The sequence below is a fragment of the Nonomuraea sp. 3-1Str genome (genome assembly GCF_031570565.1).
Taxonomy (GTDB): domain Bacteria; phylum Actinomycetota; class Actinomycetes; order Streptosporangiales; family Streptosporangiaceae; genus Nonomuraea.
Genome location: NZ_JALHBK010000030.1, coordinates 19,728 through 43,246, shown reverse-complemented (window position 1 = coordinate 43,246; position 23,519 = coordinate 19,728). Strand labels below are relative to the sequence as shown.

Below are 23,519 nucleotides of genomic sequence, written 5' to 3'. Positions count from 1 at the left end.
TCCGCGATGGACGACCAGGAGGTGACCGAGCGGGTGCGCCGCGTCGAGGCGCTGCTCGAAGGCGGGGCGGACCCGCGGGCGGTGGAGCTCGCCGAGGCGCTGCTCGACCTGTACGGCGAGGCGCTGGGGCGGGTCATGGCCGTGGCCGCCGCGGCCGGCGGCGGCCTGCCGGAGCGGATCGCGGCCGACGGCCTGGTGGCGCACCTGCTGCTGCTGCACGGCCTGCACCCGCTGGACGCGACCACCCGCATCGGCCACGCGCTGGAGGCGGCGCGGGACCGGCTGGGCGGGGCGGAGGCGGAGGTCGTGGCGGTCGAGGACGACCTGGGGCGGCTGCGGCTGCGCCGGCCGGGCGGGGGCTGCCGGTCCTCGGCGGCGCGGGTGCGCGCGGTCGTGGAGCAGGCGGTGCGGGACGCGGCACCGGAGTTCGAACGGGTCGTGGTGGAGGAGCCGGCCGCCGTACCGGCTCCCGTGGTGATCCCCGTGGAGAGCCTGCTCAGGGCCCCGAGGACGCGGGCGTGAGGCGGCGGCGATGACGGGGAGCGCGCTGCGCAGGCTCATCGCCCGTCCGGGCGCGGCGCCGGGACAGCGGGTGGCCGGGTCCGGGGGCGAGGCCGAGGAGTGGTGCGAGCTGTGCGCCGCCCCCCTTCCCGAGGCGCACCGGCACCTGCTCGACCTCAAGGCCCGCGAGCTGCGCTGCGCCTGCCGGCCGTGCTCCGTGCTGTTCGACCGTCCGGATGGTCCGCCGCACTCGGAGGACGCGGGTGGCACGGGGGCCGTGGGCGGCCCCTACCGGCTGGTTCCCGACCGCCGGTGGCTCCTGGACGGGTTCGAGCTGGACGACGAGACGTGGGCCGGGCTGAGCATCCCGGTCCGGATGGCGTTCCTCCTCCACGACGCGGCGGCGCGGCGTACGGCGCTGTTCTACCCGAGCCCCGCCGGCGCTGTCGAGTCCCCGCTGGAGTCGTCCCTGTGGCGGCGGCTGGAGGAGGCCAACCCGGTGCTGCGGCGGGTGACACCGGACGTCGAGGCCCTGCTCGTCAACCGGACCGGCGCCGCCGGGGAGCACTGGATCGTGCCCGTGGACGACTGCTACGCCCTGGTCGGCCTGCTCCGTACCCACTGGAAGGGGCTCGCCGGAGGGTCGCGGGTCTGGGACGCGATCAGCGACTTCTTCGGCGGGCTGCGTGAGAGGTCGACGACCGTGCCCGCAGCCCCGAACCCGACAGTTGAGGGGAGAACGCGATGACCCGCAAGAGCGAATCGCACATCAGGACGGGACGGCGCCAGGTGCGCCCCGACACGCCTTCGCACATCAAGGGGGTCAACGAGGGCAACGCCGTGGGCCACTACGAGCGCCAGGTGGGGCACCTCATCGACGGCCGCTCCACCGCCGCGCGCTCCACCGGCGTCAACGCCGCGGACCGCGACGTCATCGACCCCGACATGCCCAACCTCTCCCCCGCCTGATCCCGTGTCCGACACGACGACGGCCGGCGGCGTTCCGGCCCTGCGCATCACGGTCGAGGACGCCCGGGCAGCCGAGTTCGCGGCCGTGCCGGCGCTGGAGTTCGCGCTGCGGATCACCGACGCGAGCGGCTGCGAGGTGCGCTCGGTCATCCTGGAGACGCAGCTGCGCATCGCCGCCGCCCGCCGGGGCTACGACGAGGCGAGCCGCGAGCGGCTCGCGGAGGTGTTCGGGCCGTCCGAGCTGTGGGGCAGGAGCCTGGGCAGCCTGATGTGGGCGCAGACCGTCACACACCTGCCCGCCTTCACCGGCGAGACGACCGCGCTGGTACGGGTGCCCTGCACCTACGACTTCGACGTGGCCGCCGCGAAGTACCTCCACGCGGTGCGCGACGGCGAGATCCCGCTGGAGTTCCTCTTCAGCGGCACGACGTTCCACCTCGACGGCGGGGCGCTGCGGGCCGCGCGCCTCCCGTGGGACACCGAGGCCCGGTTCCGCATGCCGGCCGCCACCTGGCGGGAGCTCATGGACCACTACTTCCCCGGAGACGCCTGGCTGCGGCTGGGCCGTGACATGTTCGACCGGCTGCACGCCTACCGGACCCGCAACGCCCTGCCGGGCTGGGACGAGGTCGTGGAGTCGCTGCTGAAGGCGGGAGCCGTTGATGGACGCTGAAGGCGGGGAGCCGCTGATGGACCAGGTCGGGCAGATCGCGCGGGCCGTGCTCTACGAGGGCTACCTGTTGTGGCCGTACCGGCAGTCGGCGCTGAAGAACCGGCACCGCTGGACGATCGGCGGCGTGCACCCCGAGCCGTACGGCCGGGCGCACGACGGCAACCCGTGGCTGATGCGGACCCAGTGCCTCCTGGAGGCGGACCCCGGCGCGGCCGTGGACGTGCGGGTGCGCTTCCTGCACGTCGTCGTCCGGGAGCCGGCTCTGCTCCGGGACGGCGTACCGGAGCCTGTGCCGGAGCCGGTCTCCGGCAGAGGCTCCGGCGGGGTGCCCGGGCCCGTGCCGGAGCCCGGCGGCGGGCGCGTGCTGGTCCGGGAGGAGGCGGTGGAGCGGGAGGTGGCGGCGTGCGGCCTGGCCCTGGAGGGCCTGCTGCGGCGGCCCGCCCGCGTCGCGATCGACGTGCCCGCGGGGCGGGAGTACGAGGTCCTCGCCGACGGGTCCGGCGCGGCGCTCCGGTCCTGGGAGGAGCTGCGCGGGCACGTCGAGGTGGGCGCCGAGCAGGTGGAGCCCGGCCTGTTCCGGCTGACGGTCACCGTGGTCAACACCACTGCGTGGGAGGGCGGCACCCGTACCGGCGCGATGCGGCGCACCCTGGTCTCGGCGCACAGCGTGCTGCACGCGCCGGACGGCCGGTTCGTCTCGCTGATGGACCCGCCCGAGGAGCTGCGCGCCCACGCGGAGGGCTGCGGCAACGTCGGCACCTGGCCGGTCCTCGTCGGCGAGGAGGGCGAGCGGCACACGATGCTGTCGGCGCCGATCATCCTGTACGACCACCCGCGGATCTCGCCGGAGAGCCCGGGCGACCTGTTCGACGCGACGGAGATCGACCAGCTGCTGACGCTGAGCGTGCTGGCGCTGAGCGACGAGGAGAAGCGGGAGATCCGCGAGGGCGACCCGCGGGGCAGGGAGATCCTGGAGCGGTGCGACGCCCTCACCCCCGAGCGGCTCATGCGGCTGCACGGCGTCCTGCGCACGGAGCCGACATGAACGACGGTTCGGGGGACGGGGCCGATCGCATGGTGGGGATGGGGTTCTGGGCGCGGATGGAGCGGCGTGGCCCCGACGTGGTGACCATCGCCGGGCGGCCCGTGCGGTCCGGCTCCCGGGTCCGGCTGCGCCCCTCCGCGCTGGGGCGGACCGACATCATGGACCTGGTCCTGGACGGCCGCGTCGCCGTCGTCGAGTCGATCGAGCAGGACGACGAGGGCGCCTTCCACCTCGCGGTGACGCTCGACGACGACCCGGGCCGCGACCTCGGTGAGGCCCGGATGCCGGGCCACCGGTTCTTCTACGGGGCCGACGAGGTCGAGCCGCTGGACTCGCCGGCCGCGCAGGCTCCGGGCACGCGGATCCTCGTCGCGGGCATCGGCAACGTCTTCCTCGGCGACGACGGGTTCGGCGTCGAGGTGGCCCGCCGGATGGCCGCGCTGCCGCAGCCGGCCGGCGTGGACGTGGTCGACTTCGGCATCCGCGGCATGGACCTGGTCTACGCGCTCCAGCGGGACTACGACCTCGCGATCCTCGTGGACGCCGCGCCGCGCGGTGAGGCGCCCGGCACGCTGACGGTGCTGGAGCCGGACCCGGCGGGCGTGCCCTCGGGGGCGCAGGTCGAGGGCCACGGCATGGACCCGGTCCAGGTGCTGCGGCTGGCCGGGGAGCTCGGCCGGCTGCCCGGCCGGGTGGTCGTCGTGTGCTGCGAGCCCGCCGTGGCGCCGGCCGGCGGGCCGGACGAGGACGTGCTCGTGGAGCTGAGCGAGCCCGTCCGGCAGGCGGCCGCCCAAGCCGTCCGTCTGGTGATGGACATGATTGCGGAAAACGCCGGGCCCGCCTCCCGGCCTCCGCATCCGGAAGGAGGTGACATGACATGAGAAGGACACGAGTAGCGGCATTGATCGCCACAGCCGTGGTGACCGCGGCGATTGCCCGCCAATGGCCGGAGATCAAGCGTTATCTGACGATGAAACGGATGTAGCGCCGTATGCACGAGATCGGAATGTGCGAGGGCCTGGTCGAGCTGCTGGAGCAGCGAGCCGGAGGCAGGCGGATCACCGGCGCGCGGGTGCGCGTGGGCGTCCGCCACGCCGTCGTCGACGACGCGTTCGGCCAGGCCTTCACGCTCGCCGCGGCGGGCACCGCCGCGCAGGACGCCGCCGTCGATCTCGTCGTCATGCCGGTCACCGTCACGTGCCGGGCCTGCGGCGCGCGCTGCGAGTCGCTGGACGTGCTGGCGGTCTGCCCGCCGTGCGGCAGCGCCGACGTGGACGTCTCCGGCGGCGACGAGCTGGTGCTGGAGTCCATCACCTTCGGGGAGGAGCCGGCCGATGTGCCTGGGCATCCCCGGTGAGCTCGTCGCCGCCGACCCGGACAACGCCGACCTCGCCGTGGTGGACGTCGCCGGGGTGCGCCGCCGGATCAACGTCGGCCTCCTCGTGGAGGAGGACCTGAAGGTCGGCGACTGGGTGCTGGTGCACGTGGGGTTCGCGCTGTCGAGGATCTCCGAGTCGGAGGCGCAGGCGGTGCTCGACTACCTGGAGGGCCTCGGGCAGGCCTACGACGACGAGCTGGACGCGCTGCGCCAGTCGGACATCACGTGAGGGGGGCGTGTGCGGTTCGTCGATGAGTACCGCGACGCGGACAGGGCACGGACACTGGCCGCGGACATCGCCGCCCGGTGCGAGCCGGGCCGCCGGTACACGTTCATGGAGGTGTGCGGCGGGCACACCCACACGATCTACAAGCACGGGCTGGAAGACCTGCTGCCGGAGGAGGTCGTGCTCGTGCACGGCCCCGGCTGCCCGGTGTGCGTGATCCCGATGGGCCGGGTGGACGACGCCATCCACATCGCCTCCCAGCCCGACGTGATCATGACTTCGTTCGGCGACATGATGCGGGTGCCGGGCGGAACCGGCTCCTTCCTGGAGGCCAAGGCCGCCGGCGCCGACATCCGCATGGTGTACTCCCCGCTCGACGCCCTCAAGATCGCCAAGGAGAACCCGGAGCGGCGGGTGGTGTTCATGGCGATCGGGTTCGAGACGACCGCGCCGTCCACGGCGATGACCGTGCTGCGGGCCGCCGCCGAGAACGTGCGCAACTTCTCGGTCTTCTGCAACCACGTCCTGATCATTCCGGCGATCAAGGCCATCCTCGACTCTCCGGACCTGCGCCTGGACGGCTTCATCGGGCCCGGCCACGTCTCGGCCGTGATCGGCTGCCGGCCGTACGACTTCATCGCCCGCGACTACGGCAAGCCGCTGGTCGTCGCCGGGTTCGAGCCGCTGGACATCCTGCAGTCCGTGCACATGCTGCTCGGGCAGATCGCGGCGGGCCGCCGCGAGGTGGCCAACCAGTACGCGCGCGTGGTGCCGTGGGAGGGCAATCGCACGGCCATGGACGTCATCGGCCGGGTGATGCGGATGCGGGCGCACTTCGAGTGGCGCGGGCTCGGCTTCATCTCCCACTCGGCGCTCGGCCTGTCCGACGCGTACGCGGCCTTCGACGCCGAACGGATCTTCGAGCTGCCCGGGCTACGCGTGGCCGACCCCAAGTCCTGCCAGTGCGGCGAGGTGCTCAAGGGCGTGCTCAAGCCGTGGGAGTGCAAGGTGTTCGGGACGGCGTGCACGCCGGAGACGCCCATCGGCACCTGCATGGTGTCCTCCGAGGGCGCCTGCGCGGCGTACTACAACTTCGGCCGCTTCAGCCGCGAGCGCGTGAGGGAGGCGACCCGGTCATGACCGGCACCCCGCGGGGCGCGCTGCACGAGGACCTCCCGGACCCGGTGCGCGCGCCGGCGTCCGACGAGGACCCGCTCCCCGCTCCCGGCACCCCGCACCGCGACCGCGAGCAGCAGGTCCTCGACCGGATCGCCCGGGCCAGGCGGCGCAAGCCGGTGGTCAGGGAGGAGCGGATCACGCTGGCCCACGGCGCGGGCGGCAAGGCCACGCAGACGCTGATCCAGGCGGTCTTCCTGGAGGCGTTCCGCAACCCGCTCCTGGCTCCCTTGGAGGACGGGGCGACGCTGCGGACGGGCGACGCGCGGGTCGCGTTCACCACCGACTCGTTCGTGGTGTCCCCGCTGTTCTTCCCCGGCGGCGACATCGGCGACCTCGCGGTCAACGGCACCGTCAACGACCTCGCGATGTGCGGGGCGCGGCCGGCGTACCTGGCCGCCGGGTTCATCCTGGAGGAGGGTTTCCCCGTCGCGGACCTGCGGCGGATCGCCGCGTCCATGGCGGCGGCGGCGACCGCGGCCGGGGTGGAGATCGTCACCGGCGACACCAAGGTCGTCCAGCGGGGCAAGGCCGACGGCTGCTACGTCACCACCACCGGCGTCGGCCTGCTGGAGCGGCCCGCGGAGCTGTCGGTCGCGCACGCCCGGCCGGGCGACGCGGTCATCGTGTCCGGGCCGATCGGGGAGCACGGCGCCGCGATCATGCTGGCGCGCGGCGACTTCGGCATCGAGGCGCCGATCGTCTCCGACACGGCTCCGCTGCACGGGATCGTGGCCGCGCTGCTGGACGCCCTGCCCGGCCGAGTACGGGCGCTGCGCGACGCCACGCGCGGCGGGGTGGCCACCATCCTCAACGAGGTGGCCTCCGCCTCCGGCGTGTCCGTGGTGGCCGAGGAGGAGGCGCTGCCGGTGCGGCCCGAGGTGACCGGCGTGTGCGAACTGCTGGGCATCGACCCGCTGTACGTGGCGTGCGAGGGCAGGTTCGTGGCCGTGGTGGACGGCGGGCACGCGGAGCGCGCGGTGGAGGTGCTGCGCGGGCACCCGCTCGGGGCGGGGGCGGCGGTGATCGGCACGGTGCGGGACGACCCGCCGGGGCTGGTCCTGCTGCGTACGGCGTTCGGCGGCACCCGGATCGTGGACCTGCTCGTGGGCGACCCGCTCCCCCGCATCTGCTGAGGACCACCCGCCCCCGAGCTGATCAGGGGCGGGCGGCGGCCACGACCGCCTGGCCGAGGCTGATCCCGCCGTCGTTGCAGGGCACCCGCCGGTGCGTCAGCACCCGCAACCCGCTGGCGCGCAGCCCGTCGGCCACGCCGCCGAGCAGCAGCCCGTTGGCGAACACGCCGCCCGACAGCGCCACCGTGCCGATCCCCGTGGCCCCGGCGACCACGCCGACGGCCGTCACCACCGCGCCGGCCAGCCCGTGGTGGAAGCGTGCCGCGATCACCCCGGCCGGCACGCCGCGCCGCAGGTCGCCGGCGACGGCCCGCACCAGGTCGGTGCTCCTGATCACCACGGGCGCGGTCCCGGTCACCGCCACCGGGTAGCCGTCGCGCACGTCCGGATCGGCCCGCTGCTCCAGGCCGATCGCCGCCTGCCCCTCGTAGGTGACGGTGTCGCGGACGCCCAGCAGCGCCGCCACCGCGTCGAACAGCCGCCCGGCGCTGGAGGTGAGCGGCGCGGCGGGGCCGCCGAAGGCGGCCAGCGCGGCCACGGCCGGCCAGTGCCGCGCGTTGCGGCGGGCCACCGCGAGCCCGCCGGACGGCTCCCCCGCGGCCCCCAGGCAGGCCGCCGCCATCCGCCACGGCTGGCGGATCGCCGTGACGCCGCCCGGCAGCGGCACCAGCTCCAGGTGCCCGGCCCGCTCGTACGCCGCCAGGCTCGCCACCAGCAGCTCGCCGCCCCAGACGGTGCCGTCGGGCCCGTACCCGGTGCCGTCGAACGCCACCCCGATGACCGGGCCGGCCTCGCCGTTGTCGGCCAGGCACGAGGCGATGTGGGCGTGGTGGTGCTGCACGGCGACCGTCTCCACGCCGTCCAGGTCCTGGGCGTACGTGGTGGACAGGTAGCCGGGGTGCAGGTCGTGGGCGACGACCTCGGGATCGACGCCGAGCAGCCGCCGGAAGCGCACGACCTCGGCGGTGAAGGCGCGCAGGGCCAGGTGGCTCTCCAGGTCGCCGAGGTGCTGCGACAGCACCGCGTGCCGCTCCCGCCCGAGACAGAAGGTGCTCTTCTGCTCGGCGCCGCAGGCCAGGACGGGCCGGCGGAACGGCCACGGCAGGGTGAGCGGCTCCGGGGCGTACCCGCGTGACCGTCGTACGGGCATCGGCGCGCCGCGGAACACCCGCAGCACGGAGTCGTCGGCGGGCGCGTGGATCGGCCGGTCGTGGCACAGGAACGCGTCGGCGACGCCGCCCAGGCGCCGCAGCGCGTCCCCGTCGTCGTGCGCGATCGGCTCGTCGGCCAGGTTCCCGCTGGTCAGCACGTACGGCCGGGCCAGCTCGCGGCAGAGCAGGTGGTGCAGCGGCGTGTACGGCAGCAGCACGCCCAGGTCGGGGCCGTCGGGCGCCACCGAGGGCGCGACCGGCGCGCCGGGCCGCCGGGGCAGCAGCACGATCGGCCGGCGCGGCCCGGTGAGCATGGCCGCGGCGGCCTCGCCGGCCTCGCACAGCTCCCGCACGGCGGGCAGATCCGCCGCCATGACCGCGAACGCCTTGTCCGGCCGCCGCTTGCGGGCCCGCAGCCGCGCGACCGCGGCCTCGTCGGCGGCGTCCACCGCGAGGTGGTAGCCGCCGAGCCCCTTGACGGCCAGCACGGCGCCGTCCGCGACCAGGGCGGCCGCCCGCGTGAGGGGGTCGCCGGGGAGCGTCGATCCGTCGGGCGCGCGCAGCGCGAGCCGGGGGCCGCAGGCGGGGCAGCACGTGGGCTGGGCGTGGAAGCGGCGGTCGGCCGGGGCGTGGTACTCGCGGGCGCAGGCGGCGCACAGGGCGAAGCCCGCCATCGTGGTCACCGCCCGGTCGTACGGCACCGCCGTGATGATCGTGAAGCGCGGGCCGCAGGCGGTGCAGTTGACGAACGGGTACCGGAAGCGCCGGTCGGCCGGGTCGAACAGCTCGGCCAGGCAGTCGTCGCAGGTGGCCACGTCCGGCGGGACGAGCGCCCGGCCGGGGGCGCCGGGGTCGCCGGCGACGCTCGGCACGATCCGGAACCCGCCCGCGCCGGTCGGCGGCACGGGGGTGACGCTGACCCGGTCGACGACGGCCAGCGCGGGCGCCCGCTCGCGCACCGCCTCCACCAGCGCGGCGACCGCGGAGGGCGGCCCCTCCGCCTCGATGAACACGCCGCCGCCGTCGTTGCCGACCAGCCCCGCCAGCCCGTACCGGGCGGCGAGGCCGTGCACGAACGGCCGGAAACCGACCCCCTGCACGATGCCCTCGACCCGGATCAGCGAGCGCACCCGCCCGCTCACGCCTCCGCCGGCTCCGCCCGCACGAGCTCGCGCAGCACGTGGCAGGCCGTGGTCTGCGCCTCCTGGACGCGGTGCACCGACGACGACGGGACGACGAACAGGTGGTCGGCCAGGCGCTCCTCGGCCATCCGGCCGCCGCCGGACCCGGCGAAGCCCACCGTCACCATGCCGGTGCGGCGCGCCTGCTCCAGGCCGCGCAGCACGTTGACGGCCCCGCCGCTGGTGGACAGGGCCATCGCCACGTCGCCGGGGCGGCCGAGCGCGGCGAGCTGCCGGGCGAAGACCACGTCGAACGCGACGTCGTTGGCCAGCGCCGTCAGCAGCGCCGCGTCACCGGTCAGCGAGATCGCCGGCAGGGCCGGCCAGGGCCGGCCGCCGTCCCGGTCCGGCGTGCGGAACACCTGGGCGACGGCCTGGGCGTCGGTGCTGCTGCCGCCGTTGCCGAACGCGAACAGCGTGCCCCCGGCCCGGAAGGCCGTCGCCATGGCCGCGGCGCAGGCGGCCAGCGCCGGGCCCAGCGTGCCCAGGACCCGCAGGCGCAGCTCCAGGCTCTCGACGGCCTTGGCCGCGGTGGAGCGGACGAGCTCCCGGGCGGCGCTCTCCCGGGCGTCCCGGGCCGCGTCGCCGGCCGGCGTCAGGAAGGGGTAGATCCCGCTCACGAGCCGTCACCGCCGAGCACCACGATGGCCTCCTTGGCGTGGACGAGGACCACGTCGCCGACCCGCGCCTCGACGAGGGCGACGCTGACCTCCTCCGTGCCGCAGCCGGTCTCGACGAGGGCGAGGCCACCCGGCCGCAGCTCGGTGACGTGCACCGGCACGGCCGTGTCGGCGCACGTGACGCAGGTGCCGGCGGTGCCGCCGGTGGTGCCGCCGGTGGTGCCGCCGGTGGTGTCGTCGGCGGGCCGGGCGGGCGGCGCGAGCCCGGGGTCGTCGAGCAGCACGTGGACCAGCTCCCAGAGCAGGTGGTAGGCCGTCACGTGGACCTCCCGGGCGATCAGCGGGTCTTCGCAACGGGCGGCGATCACGTGATCCGCGACGACACCGCCGAGCGAGCCGTCGCCGTACCCGGGCGGGCGGTCCGCATCACAGCCGGGGCCCGGTGGGGCGGTCGTCAGGGCGATGGTGAGCATGCCCAGCTCGCGGGCCGCCGCCAGCCCGGCCAGGACGCGCCGGTCCCGCTCACCGGCAGGAACGCCGAGCGCGATGTCCTCCGGCCGCCCGAACGTCGCGACCTGCGCGGCGAACACGGCCTCCGGCCCGCCGGACGCGGCGAGACCGCCGAGCGCCGCCGCGTCGCCGGCCAGCGAGATCGCCGGCAGCGCCCGCTTGCCCACGATCACGGGGTGGGTGAACTCGACGGCCACGTGCCCCGCGTCGGCCGCCGCCGCGCCGTCGCCGAAGGTGATGAGCCGTCCCCCGCGCCGGAAGCGCTCCGCCATGTCCCCGGCCGCGCGGACGAGCCGCCCGGCGTCGCGGGCGAGCGCCTCACCGGGCGCGGTCCGGCGCGCGGCGGCGAGCTCCAGCAGGCGGTCGGGTGTCCCTGGTTCGATGGCCATGCGCGTCCCCCGTGGTGGTGCCTTCGCAGCCATGCTCATCGGCACGGGGACGCGGCCGGGGCTCGTGCGTGCCCGCGTCCCGTCAATCTTGGGGAACGTTTCAGTTGTGCGGCGGCCGCCGCCTTATTCGACCAAACGCTTGCTCGGAATGCGGCTACGAGGCGACAATGCATCCGTTGTGAAACAGGTTCTAACAAGGAAGACCCGTCCGGGAGGAACCGACCATGCGCGCCGCAATAGTCCACGAGCCCGGTGCCGCCCTCGAACTGCGCGACGACGTCACGGTCGCCGGGCCCGACCCCGGCGAGGTCCGGATCCGCGTCCGGGCGACCGGCGTCTGCCACTCCGACGTCTCCGCGCTCAAGGGCGTGCTGCCCACCTCCTTGCCGGCCGTGCTCGGGCACGAGGCCGCGGGCGAGGTGGTCGAGATCGGCTCCCGGGTGACCGGGCTGGCGCCGGGCGACCACGTGGTGCTGTCGTTCATCCCGGCCTGCGGCACCTGCCCTGACTGCCTGGGCGGTCAGCCGTACCTGTGCATCACGTACGTCCTGGAGGGGTTCACCAAGCCGCGCTTCCGCCTCGCCGGTGACACCCCGTGCTTCGGTTTCGGCGGCGTCGGCGCCTGGGCCGAGGAGCTCGTCGTCCCCGCCCAGGCCGCGATCAGGATCGACCCGGACGTGCCGTTCGAGCTGGCCGCGCTGCTGAGCTGCGCGGTCGCCACCGGTGTGGGCGCGGTCATCAACACGGCCGGGGTCGAGGAGGGCTCGTCCGTCGTCGTCATCGGCGCGGGCGGCATCGGGCTGTCGGTGATCCAGGGGGCGCGGCTGGCCGGCGCGGCGACCATCCTGGCCGTGGACCCGGTCGTGGCCAAGCACGAGCTCGCCAAGGGCTTCGGCGCCACCCACGCCACCACGCCGGACCAGATGGAGGCGGTCAAGGGCCTGCTCACCGGCGGGCGCGGCTTCGACCACGCCTTCGAGGCCGTCGGCCGGTCGAGCACCGTGAAGGCCGCCTGGCAGGCCGCCAGGCGCGGCGGGAACGTCGTGGTCGTGGGCGCGGGGGCCGCGGACGACCAGGTCGAGATCGACGCCTTCTCCCTGCTGTTCGACGGCAAGAACATCCTCAGCTCCATCTACGGCTGCTCCGACCTGCGCCGCGACGCCAAGCGGTTCGTGGACCTGTGGCGGGCCGGCCGGCTGGACCTGGAGAGCCTCATCACCCGCCGCATCCGCTTCGAGGACCTGGCCGACGCCGTCAAGACCCTGGACAAGGGCGGGGACGTGATCCGCCAGGTGGTGCTCTTCGACTGACGGCGCCAGAACGGGCTCCATGGTGTTGCCGCGGCACGGCGATCCTCACCGCGGGCTCCCCTACCTGGCAGCGCCTGATCGATCCGTGCGCATGAGGGCGGCGGCGACGGCGGTGGCGGCCAGCAGCGCGGCGGCGAGCAGGCCGGCCGACCGGGCGGCGGACACGTGCCCGGCGCCCTGCGCCAGGCCGCGCAGGAAGGCGCCGCCGAGGACCGCGGTGCCGAGCGTCGCGCCCAGTTGCTGGACGGCGTTGAGCAGCCCGGCGGCCGAGCCGGTCTCGTGCGGGCGGACGCGGGACAGCGCGGCGGTGAAGAAGGGGGTGGTGAACAGCCCGTTCCCGGCGCCGGCGACGGCCAGTCCCGCGGCCACGAGCCACCAGGGGCCCCCGGCGGACTCGTGGTGGGCGGTGAGGGTGATCGCCAGTCCGGCGAGCGTGACGGCGAGCCCGGCGAACATCAGCCGCGGCCCGTACCGGGGCACCAGGCGGGCGCCCGCGACCAAGGAGGCCACCCCCATGGCCGCCGACCAGGGCAGCAGCGAGAGCCCGGCGGTCACCACGTCGCGTCCCAGGCCGAGCTGGACCTCCATGACGACCACGAGCGTCAGGCCGTTCATCGCCGCGAAGAACAGGGCCGAGGTCGCCAGCGCGGCCGGGAAGCCGCGGTCCCGGAACAGGCTCACCTCGACCAGCCCGCCACGACCCGCCCGGGCCCGGCGGCGCTGGTGCAGGCCGAACACCACGGACAGGACCACCCCTGCCGCCGCCATGGCCCAGCCCGCCGCCGGCCCTCCGGCGGCCTCGCCCCGGATGAGCGGGTACACCAGCAGGCCGGTGCCGAGCGCCGCGAGCACGGTCCCCGTCCCGTCGAGACGCGGCAGGCCCGCGCCGCCCGCCGTACGGGGCTCTCCGGCCGGCATCAGGGGGACGACGGCCAGCACGGCGGCGGCCAGGGGCACGTTGACCAGGAAGACCGATCGCCATGACGAGCCGAGCAGGTCGGCGTGCGTGAGCACGGCGCCCAGGACCGGCCCGGCGACGGCGGCCAGCCCCATCACCGGCCCGATGCTCCCCATGGCCCTGGCCAGCTCGGCGCCGTCGAACATGGTCCGGATCAGCCCGATGGTCTGCGGGATGACCAGCGCGGCGGCGGCGCCCTGGACCGCCCGCAGGCCGATCAGCGTCCCGGCCTCCGGCGCGAGCGCGCAGGCGGCCGAGGCGAGCGCGAACGCGGCCACGCCGGCGGCGAACACCCGCCGCCGCCCGGCCAGGTCGCCCAGCCGGCCGCCGGTGATCAGCAGCACCGCGAACGGCAGCGTGTACGCGGCGTTGAACCACGGGATGGACGAGGCGTCGCCGCCGAGATCGGCGTGGATGACCGGCGCGGCGACCGTCACGATCGTCGCGTCGAGCAGGTTCATCGCCTCGGCGACGAGCAGGGCGGCCAGCCCGGCCCATCGCCACCGGTGGGCGACGTGGTGATGGAGCAGCATCGGGTTCCCTCTTCCTCGGAGTCGTTCCGGGGAACAGAGTCGGGCGGAGGGCGGTGGCCTTCCAGTCAGGCGGCCCGAGATAGTGATTTTCTCCATCTAGGACCCATATATGAGGAAATATGGCCGCCATGGATGAGCTCGACCGTGCACTGGTCCACGCCCTGCACATCGACGGCCGGGCCCCGTTCAGCCGCGTCGCCGAGGTGCTGGGCGTGTCCCCGCAGACGGTGACGCGCCGCTACGAACGGCTCCGCCGCGAGGCGGGGCTGCGCGTGGTGGGCCTGGCCGACCACGGCCGGTCCGGCCACACGCAGTGGGTGGTCCGCCTCACCACGACCCCGTCCGCCGCCCGGACGCTGGCGCACTCGCTGGCCCGCCGCGCCGACACCTCCTGGGTCAAGCTGACCTCCGGCGGAACGGAGATCTTCACCATCGTCGACGCGCCGGACGCCACCCGCCCGCCGCTGCTCCACGACGTCCCCCGCCGGAGCGGGATCACCGGCGTCTCGGCGCACTGCCTGCTGCACACGTACCTGGGCGGCCCCGCGGCCTGGCGCGGCCGGCTCCAGAACCTCGACGACGCGCAGCAGGAGCGGCTGCGCCCGGCCCTGCCCGCCCCGTCCGGCAACGCCCCCCTCACACATGCGGACCGCGCGCTGATCGACGCGCTGCGCCACGACGGGCGCGCCGGCCACGCGGACCTGGCCGCCGCCACCGGCTGGTCCCAGGCGACGGTGGCCCGCCGCCTGGCCGACCTGCGCGCCCGCGACGTGCTGTTCTTCGACGTGGAGATCGACGCCGCCGCCTACGGGGTCACCACCCAGGCGCTGCTCTGGATGGCGGTCGCGCCCGCCGACCTGGAGCGGGTGGCCACCGCCCTGGCCGGCCATCACGAGCTGGCCGTGGTCATCGCCACGACCGGCACCACGAACCTGCTCGCCCACGCGCTCTGTTCCGGCCCCGCCGACCTGCACCGCTACCTCGTCCACCGGCTCGGCGCCCTCGACGGCGTCCGCACGCTGGAGACCGCCCCCGTCCTCGCCACCCTCAAGGCGGCCGGCCACCTCCCCGCCGACGGGGTGCGTTTGGCCAGGTCATAGCGCGGAGAGGGGTGACAGGGGGAGGGATCGACATGAACGATCAGCAGGGCGGGGGCGAGCAGCGGGACGTGATCACCGTGCTCGTGACGGACCATCGCGAGGTCGAGCAGATGTTCGCGGAGCTGGAGACGATGATCGGCGCCATCGGGGAGCGGCCGCAGACCCTGGCCGAACAGGTCGTCATCGAGCTGGTCCGCCACTCGGTGGCGGAGGAGGCGTACCTGTACCCGGCGGTCCGCGAGCACGTGCCGGGCGGCGACGAGCTGGCCGACAAGGAGATCGCCGAGCACGCCGAGGCCGAGGAGACCATGAAGCGGCTGGAGCGCCTGGAGCCGGGCGACGACGACTTCTGGCCCGTCCTGGAGGAGCTGATGAGGGAGATCCGCCATCACATCCAGGACGAGGAGGGCGACCTGTTCCCCCGGCTGCGCGCGGCCTGCCCGCCCGAGGCGCTCACCGAGCTCGGAGCCAAGGTGGAGCGGGCGAAGAAGCTGGCCCCGACCCGCCCGCACCCGTCCGCGCCCGACAAGCCGCCCGCCGACAAGCTGCTGGCGCCCGGTGCGGGGCTGATCGACCGCCTGCGGGACGCCCTCACCGGCCGCGGCCGCTCCTGACGCCCGCCCCGCTCCCCTCCCCCCGGTTTCCGGCCGCGCAATCGGGACATCTATAGTCCCCTTATGCACATGGGCGAGGGAGTCGAGTGGGGTCTGCACTGCTGCGTGACCCTGGCCTGGCTGCGCGACGAGGGGCCGGTGTCCATCCGCAGGCTGGCCGCGTGGTTCGACCTGCCGCAGGAGTACCTGAAGAAGCGCCTCCAGGCGCTGACCCGGGCCGGCATCCTGGCCTCCACCCCGGGGGCCAGAGGCGGCTTCTCCCTGGCCCGGCCGCCGGAGCGGATCACCCTCATGGACGTCGTCACCGCCCTCCAGGGGCCCTCGGAGCTGTTCCGCTGCGCCGAGATCCGGCAGCGGGGCGTGGGCGGCCAGGGCTCCGGGCACGATGTCAGCCGACCGTGCGGCATCTCGACGGCGATGCGCCGCGCCGAGCTGGCCTGGCGGCGTGAGCTGGCCGCGCAGACGATCGCCGACCTCATGGCCCTCGCCCCGGAGAGCGCCGAGCGCACCCGGCGCAACTACAGCCGCATGACCGGCTGACCTCTTCCCTCCACCGTCCCCCGAGGCCGGGTCCGTCCGCCGGACCCGGCCCGTTCACGAAAGGAAATCGGGATGTCCGATGTCCTGGTTGTGCAGCGCCCGCACGGGCTCCGCCGGACCCTGATCCTGGCGCTCGGCACGTTCGCCGTCGGCACCGACGCCTACGTGGTGGCCGGGTTCCTCCCGGCCATGGCCCGCTCCCTCGGCGTCTCCGAGAGCGCCGCCGGGCAGTCCGCCACCGTCTTCGCCGTCACCTACGCCGTGCTCTCCCCCGTCCTGGCCACCCTCACGTCCCGGTTCCCGCGCCGCCCGCTCCTGGCAGGCGCGCTGGTCGTGCTCGCGCTGGCCAACCTGGGCTCGGCGCTGGCGCCGAACTACCCGGCGCTGATGGTCACCCGCGTCGTGGCCGCCGCCGGCGCGTCCGTCTTCACGCCGAACGCCGGGGCCGTGGCCGCCGCGCTGGTCGCGCCGCGGCAGCGGGCCCGCGCCCTGGCCGTGGTGGTCGGCGGCCTGACCGTCGCCACCGCCGTCGGCGTCCCCCTGGGGAATCTCGCGGGCAGGCTGCTGGACTGGCGGGCCGCCCTCGCACTGGTGGCGGCCATGTGCGCGGTCGGCGCGGCGGGGGTGCGCGCCGCACTGCCGCCGCTTCCCGGAAACCCGCGGGTGCCGCTGCGCGAGCGCCTGGCCGCCCTGCGTCAGCCCGGCGTCGTCGCCGTGCTGCCGCTGACCGTGCTCGGCCTGGCCGCGAGCTACGGCCTGTACGCGTACACCGTCCCGCTGCTGCGCACCCTCGGCGCCGGGCCGTCGGCGGAGACGTGGCTGCTGTTCCTGTACGGGGCCGGGGCGGTGGCCGGGAACGCCGTGGCGGGCGCGGCGGTCGACCGGCGCGGCCCGATCCGGGTGCTGGCCACCGGGTACGCGGGGATCGCGGTCGCGCTGGCCGCGCTGGCGTGGACCGCCCATGCCGGGGTGCACTGGCTCCCGCTCACCGCGCTCCTGGTGGCGGCCTGGGGCGCGAGCACCTGGTCCCAGACTCCGGCCCAGCAGGTACGGCTGATCTCCGCGGCCCCGGCCGAGACCGCCGTGGTCGTGGGCCTCAACGCCTCCGCCATGTACGCGGGCATCGCCCTGGGCACCGCACTCGGCGGCGTCCTGCTGCCCTCGGGTCCCGCCGTCGCGTTCGCCGTCCACGCCGCCCTCACGGTGGCGGCCCTCGCCTACCTGGCCGCCACGCGCCGCCACCGCTGACCCTCCTGGTGACTCCCGTCCGGCCGGCGATCACCGGTGGCGCGGAAAAGGGGCGGGCATTAGGTTTGAATGACTACAGATGCGGCACAAGAGGAGAATTTGCGTGGCCGACGAAACGCCTCTCCCCAGGATCGACATCACCAGACCCCATCAGGCTCGGGTGTGGAATTACTGGCTGGGCGGAAAGGACAACTACCCGGTCGACCGCGAACTCGCCGAGCAGCTCCGCCAGGTATATCCCGGCATGGAGGATATCGCCCGCCATACCCGGGCCTTTCTGGGACGCGCAGTGCGATATCTCGCCGAAGAGGCCGGAATCCGGCAATTCCTGGACATCGGCACCGGGCTGCCCACCGTGGACAACACCCACGAGGTCGCCCAGCGGGTCGATCCGACCTGCCGCATCGTGTACGTGGACAACGACCCCCTGGTGCTGGTCCACGCTCAGGCCCTGCTCACGAGCCATCCCCTCGGCGCCTGCGACTACATCGAGGCCGACGTCCGCGACCCCGGCGCCGTCCTGGACTTCGCGGCCAAGACCCTGGACCTCAGCCGCCCCACCGCGCTCATCCTCCTGGGCGTGATGGGCACGGTCTTCGACGACGACCAGGCGTACGCGCTGGTCGAGGGGCTGCTGGACGCGCTCGCGCCGGGCAGTCACCTGGTGTTCGAGGACGGCACGAAGACGGTCAACCCGGACGCCGCCGCCGAGGCCGAGCGCCTGCGCGACGAGGGGAAGGTCTACTCGTACCGGCTGCGCACCCCGGAGGAGATCTCCCGGTTCTTCGACGGGCTGGAGCTGGTGGAGCCGGGCGTCGTGTCGGTGTCGCGCTGGCGGGTGGAGGCGGGCGTGTTCGGCGTGCCGGACGAGGTGGACGCCTTCTGCGGCGTCGGCCGCAAGCCGTGACGCCGGCCGTGCGGACGCGGGCGCTAGACCCCGGCGGCTAGCAACCGCAGGATCGACGGGGTGGCGGCCGAGGGCCGCGCGTGCACGACCAGCTGGTCCTGCAGGTGCTGGTACGGCAGGACGTCCTGCCTGCGGCTCAGGTACTGCGCGCCGGCGATGTGCTCCAGGTAGACGACGTCGTCCAGCTCCGCCGGGGCGAAGCGCAGGATGGTGACGGGCCCGGTGCCGCCGACGTGGCCGCCGGAGGCGAACGTGAGCACCTGGATCGTGATGTGCGGCAGCTCGGCCAGCATCGCGAGGTGCTCCAACTGGGCGCGCATCGTCGCGGAGTCGGCCACCTGCCGGCGCAGGGCGCCCTCGTCGATCACCGCCCACAGCTTGGGCGGGGCGGCTGAGAGGAGGATCTGCCGGCGGCGCATGCGCACCCCGACCCGGCGCTCGATCTCCTCGGCGGGGCTGCCCTCGTGTCCCCGCCTGATGACCGCGCGGGCGTACTCCTCCGTCTGCAGCAGGCCGGGCACGTACTGGATCTCGTAGGTGCGGATCAGCGACGCGTCGCGCTCCAGCCCCAGGTAGTCCTCGAACCACTCGGGCACGACATCGCGGTAGTCGTGCCACCAGGCGGGCGCGTTGGCCTGCTCGGCCATGGTGAGCAGCGCCGAGCGCTCGGCCTCGTCCGCGCCGTACAGGGTGAGCAGGTCCGCCACGTCGCGCAGCTTGAAGCCGGTCCGGCCGAGCTCCAAGCGGCTGATCTTGGAGTGGGAGCCCCGGATGAGGTACCCGGCCTCCTCGCGGGAGATCCCCCGCGCCTCGCGGAGCCGGCGCAGGTGCGTGCCGACCAGAATGCGCAGCGCCGTGGGCCCGGAGCGACGGACCTCTCTGCCGGTCGCGCTTTCCGGAACTCCGGTGTGGGGAGTTCCGGCCACGTTCCCCCTGTCGCGAGCGGACGGCATAACGCTCCAAATCAGCAAATCGCGGCGGCCCGACCGGACCATCCTGCCACGCCGCCGGACCGCGTGGTCATATTTCCCGGCGACCGGGCATTTCACCACAAATGACGCACCAGTCCGCCTTGGGAGCGCCGCGAATTCCGTTCGCATGGCAGATTCTCACCTTACGCGTCTTGTGCCCGAGCTCTGCGGGATCCCCCGCGGCCGTTACGGGGGACACGCCGCAAATCCGCAGGCCAACGAGTATCTCCAGCCGACATCGCGCCGGCCGTCATCGTGGTGAGACTTTCGATCTGTCCCTCGCCTCGCCTCTCACCAGGCAGAACCGCCTGACCGAGGCGTGGGCAGATTGGAGATGAGATGTCCCGACTCGCAGGACGGACGATCAAGGCCGCTACGACGGTGGGCGCCGGTGTCGCGCTCGTGACCGCGCTCACGGCCGCGGCGGGGCCCGCCGAGGCGACACGGGCCCGCCCGCCCCTGCCGCTCCGCACGGACGCGGCCTTCCAGAGCGAATGCCTCACCACCCACAACGCCTTCCGCGCGCGCCACGGCGCGCCCGACCTCACGACCGACCAGAGACTCGTCGACCACGCCATCCGGCGCGTGACCGAACTCAGCCGGTACGAGGGCCTCCAACAGGCCGGCGGGGATCCGGGGTACGGCCAGAACGTCCACTGGTTCCTGACCTCCTCCGGCCGGGCGGCGACCTGCGCGGACGCGGTGAAGAAGTGGTACGCCGGCGTCGGGTCCTACGACTTCCGGGCGCCGGGGTTCTCCTCCCGCACGGGCTTCTTCACCCAGGTGGTCTGGAAGGGCACGACCCGGCTCGGCTGCGCCCGGGCCGCGGGGCCGGGCACCCGGGGGTACGAGACGTACATCGCGTGCGCCTACCAGGCGCCGGGCAACGTGTCGGGACGCTACGCGCAGAACGTCCTTCCCGTGCGGTGACCGTGCCACGGGACCGGCCGCCCGTCACCGTTCCGGCGGGCGGCTCCCCCGGAGACGCTCGCCGGAGGCGCCCACGGCCGGGGCGCCCACGGCCGGATCGGCCATGGCTGGATCGTCCACGGCCGGATCGTCCGCGTCCAGAGCGCCGACCATGCCGCACAGGGCCGTGACCAGGTCCTCGCCGAGGCGGCGCCAGGCCCCGGCCGCCGCCTCGGCGCGGGCGCGGCCGGCCGCCAGGTCCGTCTCCAGCTCGGCGCACATGTGCACGATCAGCTGGCGGGTCATGGCCTCCCGGCGCGCGGTCGCGCCGGGGTCGCGCTCCGCCCCTCCGGCGTTCCCGGCGCGTACGGCCGCCCGCGCGGCGTGGATGGCGTCGTACAGGCGGCGCAGGGACGGGGTGTCCAGGTGCGCGCGGACGGCGTGGTCCCGCAGGGCGGGCTCGACGACGATCTGGGCGAGGAACCGGGCGTACCAGGACGGGGTGCCGAGGTCGATCTGGTGCTCGATGCGGGGCAGCACGGCGCAGCGGAGCTGGTCGCGCAGCGACATGCCGGCCGGGTCGCCGAGCGCGCTCATCATGGCCAGCCGGTGCCGCTCGATCGCGTCGGCGTGCTCCGCGAGGACGGCCTTGATGAGCGCGTCACGCCCGGTGAAGTGGTACTGCACCGCTGACTTGTTGCGCTGCCCGGCGGCCTCGCCGATCTGCCGGATCGACACACCGGCGAGGCCCCGGGTGGCGTAGAGCCTCTCGGCGGCGCGCATGATGAGGCTCCTCGCGGCGGCGGAGCGCGGCGAGGACGCGCTCGCCGGAGCGGGCGGAAGCGCCCCGCTCCGGTCCGCGACGACGCTCATGTCGTACGTGTTGTTCATGCTCTTCATGTCGTGCAGGTGGTGCATGTCGAGACCGTCACGGTCGTCGTGATCCGCTCACCAGGTCACCCAGACGTTCTCCAGGCCGCCCGACAGCAGCCCGGTGCGCAGGCGCAGCGCCTCGGCGCCGTCGCGCAGCGCGAGGGTGGGCAGCCGGCGGGTCAGCGTGTCCAGCACCACCTGCAGCTCCAGGCGGGCCAGCGGCTGGCCGAGGCAGAAGTGCGGGCCCGCGCCGAAGGTGAGGTGCTGGTTGGCGTTGGTCCGGTGCGGGTCGAAGCGGTCGGGGTCGTCGAACTTGCGCGGGTCCCGGTTGGCGGCGGGGCGGCACGGGATGAGGGTGCTGCCCGCCGGCACCGGGACGCCGCCGACCTCGAGGTCCTCGCCGGCGACCCTCGGGAAGCCCACCACGCTGAGTGTGCTGTCCAGGCGCAGCACCTCCTCGACCGTGCCGGGGATGAGGCCCGGGTCGTCGATCACCGCCTGGTAGCGCTCGCGCTCCGACAGGAGCATCGCGGTCATGATGACGATCATGTTGGACGTGGTCTCGTGCCCGGCCAGCAGCAGCGCCCGCACGGTCGCGATCAGCTCCTCGTGGCTGAGCCGGCCGTCCTCGCTGTCGGAGACCTGGGTCAGCTCGCTGAGCAGGTCGTCGCCGGGGTCGGCCCGTCTGGCGTCGACCAGGGCGGACACGTATGCGTCGAACTCCTCGTACGCCCGCTGCACCTCCTCCTGGGTGTGGCGCGTCAGGGTCAGCATGACCTGCGACCAGTGCGCGAACCTGTCCTGGTCCTCGGCCGGGGCGCCCACCAGGGCGCAGATGACCTGGACCGGCAGCGGCAGGCCCAGCCGGGCCGACAGGTCGGCCGGCGGCCCGGCCTCCAGCATGGCGTCGACCAGGTCGTCGGCCATCCGCTGCACGCGGGGCCGCCAAGTCTCGATCTTCTTGATGGTGAAGGAGCGGGTGAGCAGCCGCCGCCACCGCCGGTGGCCCTCGCCCTCGGTGATGCTCATGGTGTTGCGGGCGAACAGGCCGCCGTCCGGCGTGGTCGCCACCCGCGCGGCGTCCTGCCCGCCGCGCCGGAAGCGCGGGTCGGTGAGCAGCGCGCGCACGTCGTCGTAACGGGTGACGAGCTGGGCGGTGTCGCCGCTGGGCAGCCGCACGTGCGCCACGGGACACCGCTCCTGCAGCTCGCTCCACTCGCGCGGCGGCTCCAGAGTCTCCTTCCGGTCGAAGGGATAGGTCGGCACGGACTCGGTCATGACGCCCCCTCATGTCGATGTCTGATCATGTTCGACGTTAAGGCAGCCGCCTTAATAAGACAATCGCCTTAACGCGGTAAAATCGTTTCGATGAGACTGCCGGGCTTGCGCTATGATCATGCGGGCCCTGTGCGCGCCAGAGCCGGCACGATCCGGCGCCGGCCTCCGCCGACCTCCATCCCACCCGGCGCGCCCGACCCGCACGGCCGGCCGACGCCCGCCCCGGCCGCTCACCCGCCCATCCGGCACGCGGCTCACCGCACGAGGAACGCCCACCAGACGAGGAACGATGTCGAGCATCAAAGAGGTCGCGCGCCTCGCCGGCGTCTCCGTCGGCACCGTGAGCAACGTGCTCAACCGCCCCGAGCTGGTGGCTCCCGAGACACGACTGCGGGTTCAGACGGCGGTCACCCAGCTCGGTTACGTCCGCAACGGCTCGGCGCGTCACCTGCGGGCCGGGCGCAGCAGGACCATCGGCGTGGTCGCGCTCGACCTGTCGAACCCGTTCGTCATCGACGTGCTGCGCGGCATCGAGAGCGCGGCCGAGACCGCGGACCTCAACGTGATGGTGGTCAACAGCAGCAAGGACGCCGCCCGCGAGGCGCGGCTGCTGGAGATGTTCGAGGAGGAGCGCCCCTTCGGGGTGCTGATCACCCCGGTGAACGCCGAGGGCCAGGAGCAGCGGCTGGGCAGGCTCGTGTCCCGCGGCATCCCGGTGGTGCTGTTCGACAGCTCGTCGCGGCACGGCCGGGGGTGCGCCGTCGCCTCCGACGACGTGCTCGGCGGCCGGCTGGCCGGCCTGCACCTGCTGAAGCGGGGCCATCGCCACATCGCGTTCGCGGGCGGGCCGTTCACCGTCCGCCAGGTGGAGGAGCGCCACCGCGGTCTGGCCGGCGTGCTGTCACCGGCGGACGAGCTGACCGTCATCCCGCTGCCGGACCTCACCGTGGGCACCGGCCGCACGGCCGGCAGGGAGATCGCCGCCCGTCCCCCCGGGGACCGGCCGACGGCCGTGTTCTGCGGCAACGACCTGGTCGCGCTCGGGGTGCTGCAGGAGCTGACACAGTACGGCCTGCGGGTGCCGGACGACGTCGCGATCCTGGGCTACGACGACATCGACTTCGCGGCCGCGGCCGCGGTGCCGCTGTCGTCGATCAGGCAGCCGCGCGAGCAGCTCGGCCACACCGGCGCGCTCATGCTCCTGGAGGAGGCCAACCAGCCGGACTTCCACGAGCACCGCCAGGTCATCTTCCAGCCCGACCTCATCGAACGCGCCTCCACCGCCTTCACCCGCTGACCCCCGGCCGCGCCACCGTTCCTTCG

At 74.4% G+C, this 23,519-nt stretch carries 26 protein-coding genes; 19 read left to right on the top strand and 7 right to left on the bottom strand.

The annotated features are described in order from the left end of the window. Nucleotides 1-6: 6 nt before the first annotated feature. From MTP10_RS34250 to hypE, 11 genes are read left to right on the top strand one after another with little or no spacing between them, the layout of a single operon-like run. Complete coding sequence (locus tag MTP10_RS34250) at nt 7-522, top strand: NifU family protein (protein ID WP_310714884.1); 516 nt, start codon at nt 7-9, stop codon at nt 520-522. 10 nt (nt 523-532) lie between these two features. Beyond that, nucleotides 533-1,249, top strand: coding sequence for a DUF5947 family protein (locus MTP10_RS34245; protein ID WP_310714883.1), 717 nt, complete (start codon nt 533-535; stop codon nt 1,247-1,249). Further along, nucleotides 1,246-1,470, top strand: a complete 225-nt coding sequence (locus tag MTP10_RS34240) for a hypothetical protein (RefSeq protein ID WP_310714882.1) — start codon at nt 1,246-1,248, stop codon at nt 1,468-1,470. The genes MTP10_RS34245 and MTP10_RS34240 overlap by 4 nt, the downstream gene beginning before the upstream one ends. Before the next feature lie 4 nt (nt 1,471-1,474). Further along, nucleotides 1,475-2,143: a DUF6084 family protein gene (locus tag MTP10_RS34235; RefSeq protein ID WP_310714879.1), complete on the top strand. Its 669-nt coding sequence runs from the start codon at nt 1,475-1,477 to the stop codon at nt 2,141-2,143. Then, complete coding sequence (locus MTP10_RS34230) at nt 2,133-3,188, top strand: hypothetical protein (protein ID WP_310714877.1); 1,056 nt, start codon at nt 2,133-2,135, stop codon at nt 3,186-3,188. Before MTP10_RS34235 ends, MTP10_RS34230 begins: the two co-directional genes overlap by 11 nt. Further along, complete coding sequence (locus tag MTP10_RS34225; RefSeq protein ID WP_310714875.1) at nt 3,185-4,069, top strand: hydrogenase maturation protease; 885 nt, start codon at nt 3,185-3,187, stop codon at nt 4,067-4,069. Before MTP10_RS34230 ends, MTP10_RS34225 begins: the two co-directional genes overlap by 4 nt. Beyond that, entirely contained in the window at nt 4,066-4,173 is a 108-nt protein-coding gene (locus tag MTP10_RS42145) for a DUF6893 family small protein (RefSeq protein WP_397203091.1), read from the top strand. Before MTP10_RS34225 ends, MTP10_RS42145 begins: the two co-directional genes overlap by 4 nt. A gap of 6 nt (nt 4,174-4,179) precedes the next feature. Then, nucleotides 4,180-4,545 (top strand): hydrogenase maturation nickel metallochaperone HypA, encoded by a 366-nt coding sequence (locus tag MTP10_RS34220; protein ID WP_310714873.1) that lies wholly within the window; start codon nt 4,180-4,182, stop codon nt 4,543-4,545. Continuing rightward, nucleotides 4,523-4,795 carry a HypC/HybG/HupF family hydrogenase formation chaperone gene (locus tag MTP10_RS34215; RefSeq protein ID WP_310714871.1) on the top strand — a complete coding sequence of 91 codons (273 nt, stop codon included), beginning with the start codon at nt 4,523-4,525 and terminating at the stop codon, nt 4,793-4,795. The genes MTP10_RS34220 and MTP10_RS34215 overlap by 23 nt, the downstream gene beginning before the upstream one ends. A gap of 9 nt (nt 4,796-4,804) precedes the next feature. Then, complete coding sequence (gene hypD, locus MTP10_RS34210) at nt 4,805-5,932, top strand: hydrogenase formation protein HypD (protein WP_310714869.1); 1,128 nt, start codon at nt 4,805-4,807, stop codon at nt 5,930-5,932. Beyond that, nucleotides 5,929-7,104: a hydrogenase expression/formation protein HypE gene (gene hypE / locus MTP10_RS34205; protein WP_310714865.1), complete on the top strand. Its 1,176-nt coding sequence runs from the start codon at nt 5,929-5,931 to the stop codon at nt 7,102-7,104. Before hypD ends, hypE begins: the two co-directional genes overlap by 4 nt. 22 nt (nt 7,105-7,126) lie before the next feature. Here hypE and hypF read toward each other — a convergent pair whose 3' ends face one another. The 3 genes from hypF to MTP10_RS34190 are packed head-to-tail and all read right to left on the bottom strand — an operon-like array spanning nt 7,127 to nt 10,955. Then, nucleotides 7,127-9,397 carry a carbamoyltransferase HypF gene (gene hypF / locus MTP10_RS34200; protein WP_310714863.1) on the bottom strand — a complete coding sequence of 757 codons (2,271 nt, stop codon included), beginning with the start codon at nt 9,395-9,397 and terminating at the stop codon, nt 7,127-7,129. Then, on the bottom strand, nt 9,394-10,056 hold the full coding sequence (locus MTP10_RS34195) for an SIS domain-containing protein (protein ID WP_310714861.1): 663 nt from the start codon (nt 10,054-10,056) through the stop codon (nt 9,394-9,396). The genes hypF and MTP10_RS34195 overlap by 4 nt, the downstream gene beginning before the upstream one ends. Beyond that, nucleotides 10,053-10,955, bottom strand: a complete 903-nt coding sequence (locus tag MTP10_RS34190; protein ID WP_310714858.1) for an SIS domain-containing protein — start codon at nt 10,953-10,955, stop codon at nt 10,053-10,055. The genes MTP10_RS34195 and MTP10_RS34190 overlap by 4 nt, the downstream gene beginning before the upstream one ends. A gap of 224 nt (nt 10,956-11,179) precedes the next feature. Between MTP10_RS34190 and MTP10_RS34185 the strand changes: the two genes are divergently transcribed. Beyond that, nucleotides 11,180-12,265, top strand: a complete 1,086-nt coding sequence (locus MTP10_RS34185; protein WP_310714857.1) for a Zn-dependent alcohol dehydrogenase — start codon at nt 11,180-11,182, stop codon at nt 12,263-12,265. A 60-nt stretch (nt 12,266-12,325) separates the two neighbouring features. Here MTP10_RS34185 and MTP10_RS34180 read toward each other — a convergent pair whose 3' ends face one another. Further along, on the bottom strand, nt 12,326-13,756 hold the full coding sequence (locus MTP10_RS34180; protein WP_310714855.1) for an MFS transporter: 1,431 nt from the start codon (nt 13,754-13,756) through the stop codon (nt 12,326-12,328). Nucleotides 13,757-13,884: 128 nt separating this feature from the next. On the opposite strand from MTP10_RS34180, the gene MTP10_RS34175 reads away from it, so the two are divergent. The 5 genes from MTP10_RS34175 (at nt 13,885) to MTP10_RS34155 (ending at nt 18,165) form a co-directional block, all read left to right on the top strand. Continuing rightward, nucleotides 13,885-14,856, top strand: coding sequence for an AsnC family transcriptional regulator (locus MTP10_RS34175; protein WP_310714854.1), 972 nt, complete (start codon nt 13,885-13,887; stop codon nt 14,854-14,856). Nucleotides 14,857-14,888: 32 nt separating this feature from the next. Further along, the gene (locus MTP10_RS34170; protein ID WP_310714851.1) at nt 14,889-15,470 is read left to right on the top strand and encodes a hemerythrin domain-containing protein; all 582 of its coding nucleotides are present in this window, start codon (nt 14,889-14,891) and stop codon (nt 15,468-15,470) included. Between the two features lie 63 nt (nt 15,471-15,533). Continuing rightward, a complete protein-coding gene (locus MTP10_RS34165) occupies nt 15,534-16,010 on the top strand; it encodes an Rrf2 family transcriptional regulator (RefSeq protein WP_310714849.1) in 477 nt (158 codons plus the stop codon). Nucleotides 16,011-16,082: 72 nt separating this feature from the next. Further along, on the top strand, nt 16,083-17,258 hold the full coding sequence (locus MTP10_RS34160; RefSeq protein WP_310714847.1) for an MFS transporter: 1,176 nt from the start codon (nt 16,083-16,085) through the stop codon (nt 17,256-17,258). A 103-nt stretch (nt 17,259-17,361) separates the two neighbouring features. After that, on the top strand, nt 17,362-18,165 hold the full coding sequence (locus tag MTP10_RS34155) for an SAM-dependent methyltransferase (protein ID WP_310714845.1): 804 nt from the start codon (nt 17,362-17,364) through the stop codon (nt 18,163-18,165). Between the two features lie 23 nt (nt 18,166-18,188). Here MTP10_RS34155 and MTP10_RS34150 read toward each other — a convergent pair whose 3' ends face one another. Continuing rightward, a complete protein-coding gene (locus MTP10_RS34150; protein ID WP_310714844.1) occupies nt 18,189-19,091 on the bottom strand; it encodes a helix-turn-helix transcriptional regulator in 903 nt (300 codons plus the stop codon). A 384-nt stretch (nt 19,092-19,475) separates the two neighbouring features. On the opposite strand from MTP10_RS34150, the gene MTP10_RS34145 reads away from it, so the two are divergent. Further along, the gene (locus MTP10_RS34145; protein ID WP_310714843.1) at nt 19,476-20,066 is read left to right on the top strand and encodes a CAP family protein; all 591 of its coding nucleotides are present in this window, start codon (nt 19,476-19,478) and stop codon (nt 20,064-20,066) included. A 24-nt stretch (nt 20,067-20,090) separates the two neighbouring features. Here MTP10_RS34145 and MTP10_RS34140 read toward each other — a convergent pair whose 3' ends face one another. Together MTP10_RS34140 and MTP10_RS34135 are read right to left on the bottom strand one after the other, a co-directional pair. Next, on the bottom strand, nt 20,091-20,963 hold the full coding sequence (locus MTP10_RS34140) for a TetR family transcriptional regulator (RefSeq protein WP_310714840.1): 873 nt from the start codon (nt 20,961-20,963) through the stop codon (nt 20,091-20,093). 30 nt (nt 20,964-20,993) lie between these two features. Next, nucleotides 20,994-22,196: a cytochrome P450 gene (locus MTP10_RS34135; protein WP_310714838.1), complete on the bottom strand. Its 1,203-nt coding sequence runs from the start codon at nt 22,194-22,196 to the stop codon at nt 20,994-20,996. A 289-nt stretch (nt 22,197-22,485) separates the two neighbouring features. On the opposite strand from MTP10_RS34135, the gene MTP10_RS34130 reads away from it, so the two are divergent. Next, complete coding sequence (locus tag MTP10_RS34130) at nt 22,486-23,493, top strand: LacI family DNA-binding transcriptional regulator (RefSeq protein ID WP_310714836.1); 1,008 nt, start codon at nt 22,486-22,488, stop codon at nt 23,491-23,493. Nucleotides 23,494-23,519 lie beyond the last annotated feature (26 nt).

Bases quoted from the DNA above. Each gene is read 5' to 3' on its own strand.
- MTP10_RS34250 (WP_310714884.1), top strand. From the start codon at position 7: ATGGACGACCAGGAGGTGACCGAGCGGGTGCGCCGCGTCGAGGCGCTG.
- MTP10_RS34245 (WP_310714883.1), top strand. From the start codon at position 533: ATGACGGGGAGCGCGCTGCGCAGGCTCATCGCCCGTCCGGGCGCGGCG.
- MTP10_RS34240 (WP_310714882.1), top strand. From the start codon at position 1,246: ATGACCCGCAAGAGCGAATCGCACATCAGGACGGGACGGCGCCAGGTG.
- MTP10_RS34230 (WP_310714877.1), top strand. From the start codon at position 2,133: ATGGACGCTGAAGGCGGGGAGCCGCTGATGGACCAGGTCGGGCAGATC.
- MTP10_RS34225 (WP_310714875.1), top strand. From the start codon at position 3,185: ATGAACGACGGTTCGGGGGACGGGGCCGATCGCATGGTGGGGATGGGG.
- MTP10_RS42145 (WP_397203091.1), top strand. From the start codon at position 4,066: ATGAGAAGGACACGAGTAGCGGCATTGATCGCCACAGCCGTGGTGACC.
- MTP10_RS34220 (WP_310714873.1), top strand. From the start codon at position 4,180: ATGCACGAGATCGGAATGTGCGAGGGCCTGGTCGAGCTGCTGGAGCAG.
- MTP10_RS34215 (WP_310714871.1), top strand. From the start codon at position 4,523: ATGTGCCTGGGCATCCCCGGTGAGCTCGTCGCCGCCGACCCGGACAAC.
- hypE (WP_310714865.1), top strand. From the start codon at position 5,929: ATGACCGGCACCCCGCGGGGCGCGCTGCACGAGGACCTCCCGGACCCG.
- MTP10_RS34190 (WP_310714858.1), bottom strand. From the start codon at position 10,955: ATGGCCATCGAACCAGGGACACCCGACCGCCTGCTGGAGCTCGCCGCC.
- MTP10_RS34185 (WP_310714857.1), top strand. From the start codon at position 11,180: ATGCGCGCCGCAATAGTCCACGAGCCCGGTGCCGCCCTCGAACTGCGC.
- MTP10_RS34180 (WP_310714855.1), bottom strand. From the start codon at position 13,756: ATGCTGCTCCATCACCACGTCGCCCACCGGTGGCGATGGGCCGGGCTG.
- MTP10_RS34175 (WP_310714854.1), top strand. From the start codon at position 13,885: ATGGATGAGCTCGACCGTGCACTGGTCCACGCCCTGCACATCGACGGC.
- MTP10_RS34170 (WP_310714851.1), top strand. From the start codon at position 14,889: ATGAACGATCAGCAGGGCGGGGGCGAGCAGCGGGACGTGATCACCGTG.
- MTP10_RS34165 (WP_310714849.1), top strand. From the start codon at position 15,534: ATGCACATGGGCGAGGGAGTCGAGTGGGGTCTGCACTGCTGCGTGACC.
- MTP10_RS34160 (WP_310714847.1), top strand. From the start codon at position 16,083: ATGTCCGATGTCCTGGTTGTGCAGCGCCCGCACGGGCTCCGCCGGACC.
- MTP10_RS34145 (WP_310714843.1), top strand. From the start codon at position 19,476: ATGTCCCGACTCGCAGGACGGACGATCAAGGCCGCTACGACGGTGGGC.
- MTP10_RS34140 (WP_310714840.1), bottom strand. From the start codon at position 20,963: ATGCACCACCTGCACGACATGAAGAGCATGAACAACACGTACGACATG.
- MTP10_RS34135 (WP_310714838.1), bottom strand. From the start codon at position 22,196: ATGACCGAGTCCGTGCCGACCTATCCCTTCGACCGGAAGGAGACTCTG.
- MTP10_RS34130 (WP_310714836.1), top strand. From the start codon at position 22,486: ATGTCGAGCATCAAAGAGGTCGCGCGCCTCGCCGGCGTCTCCGTCGGC.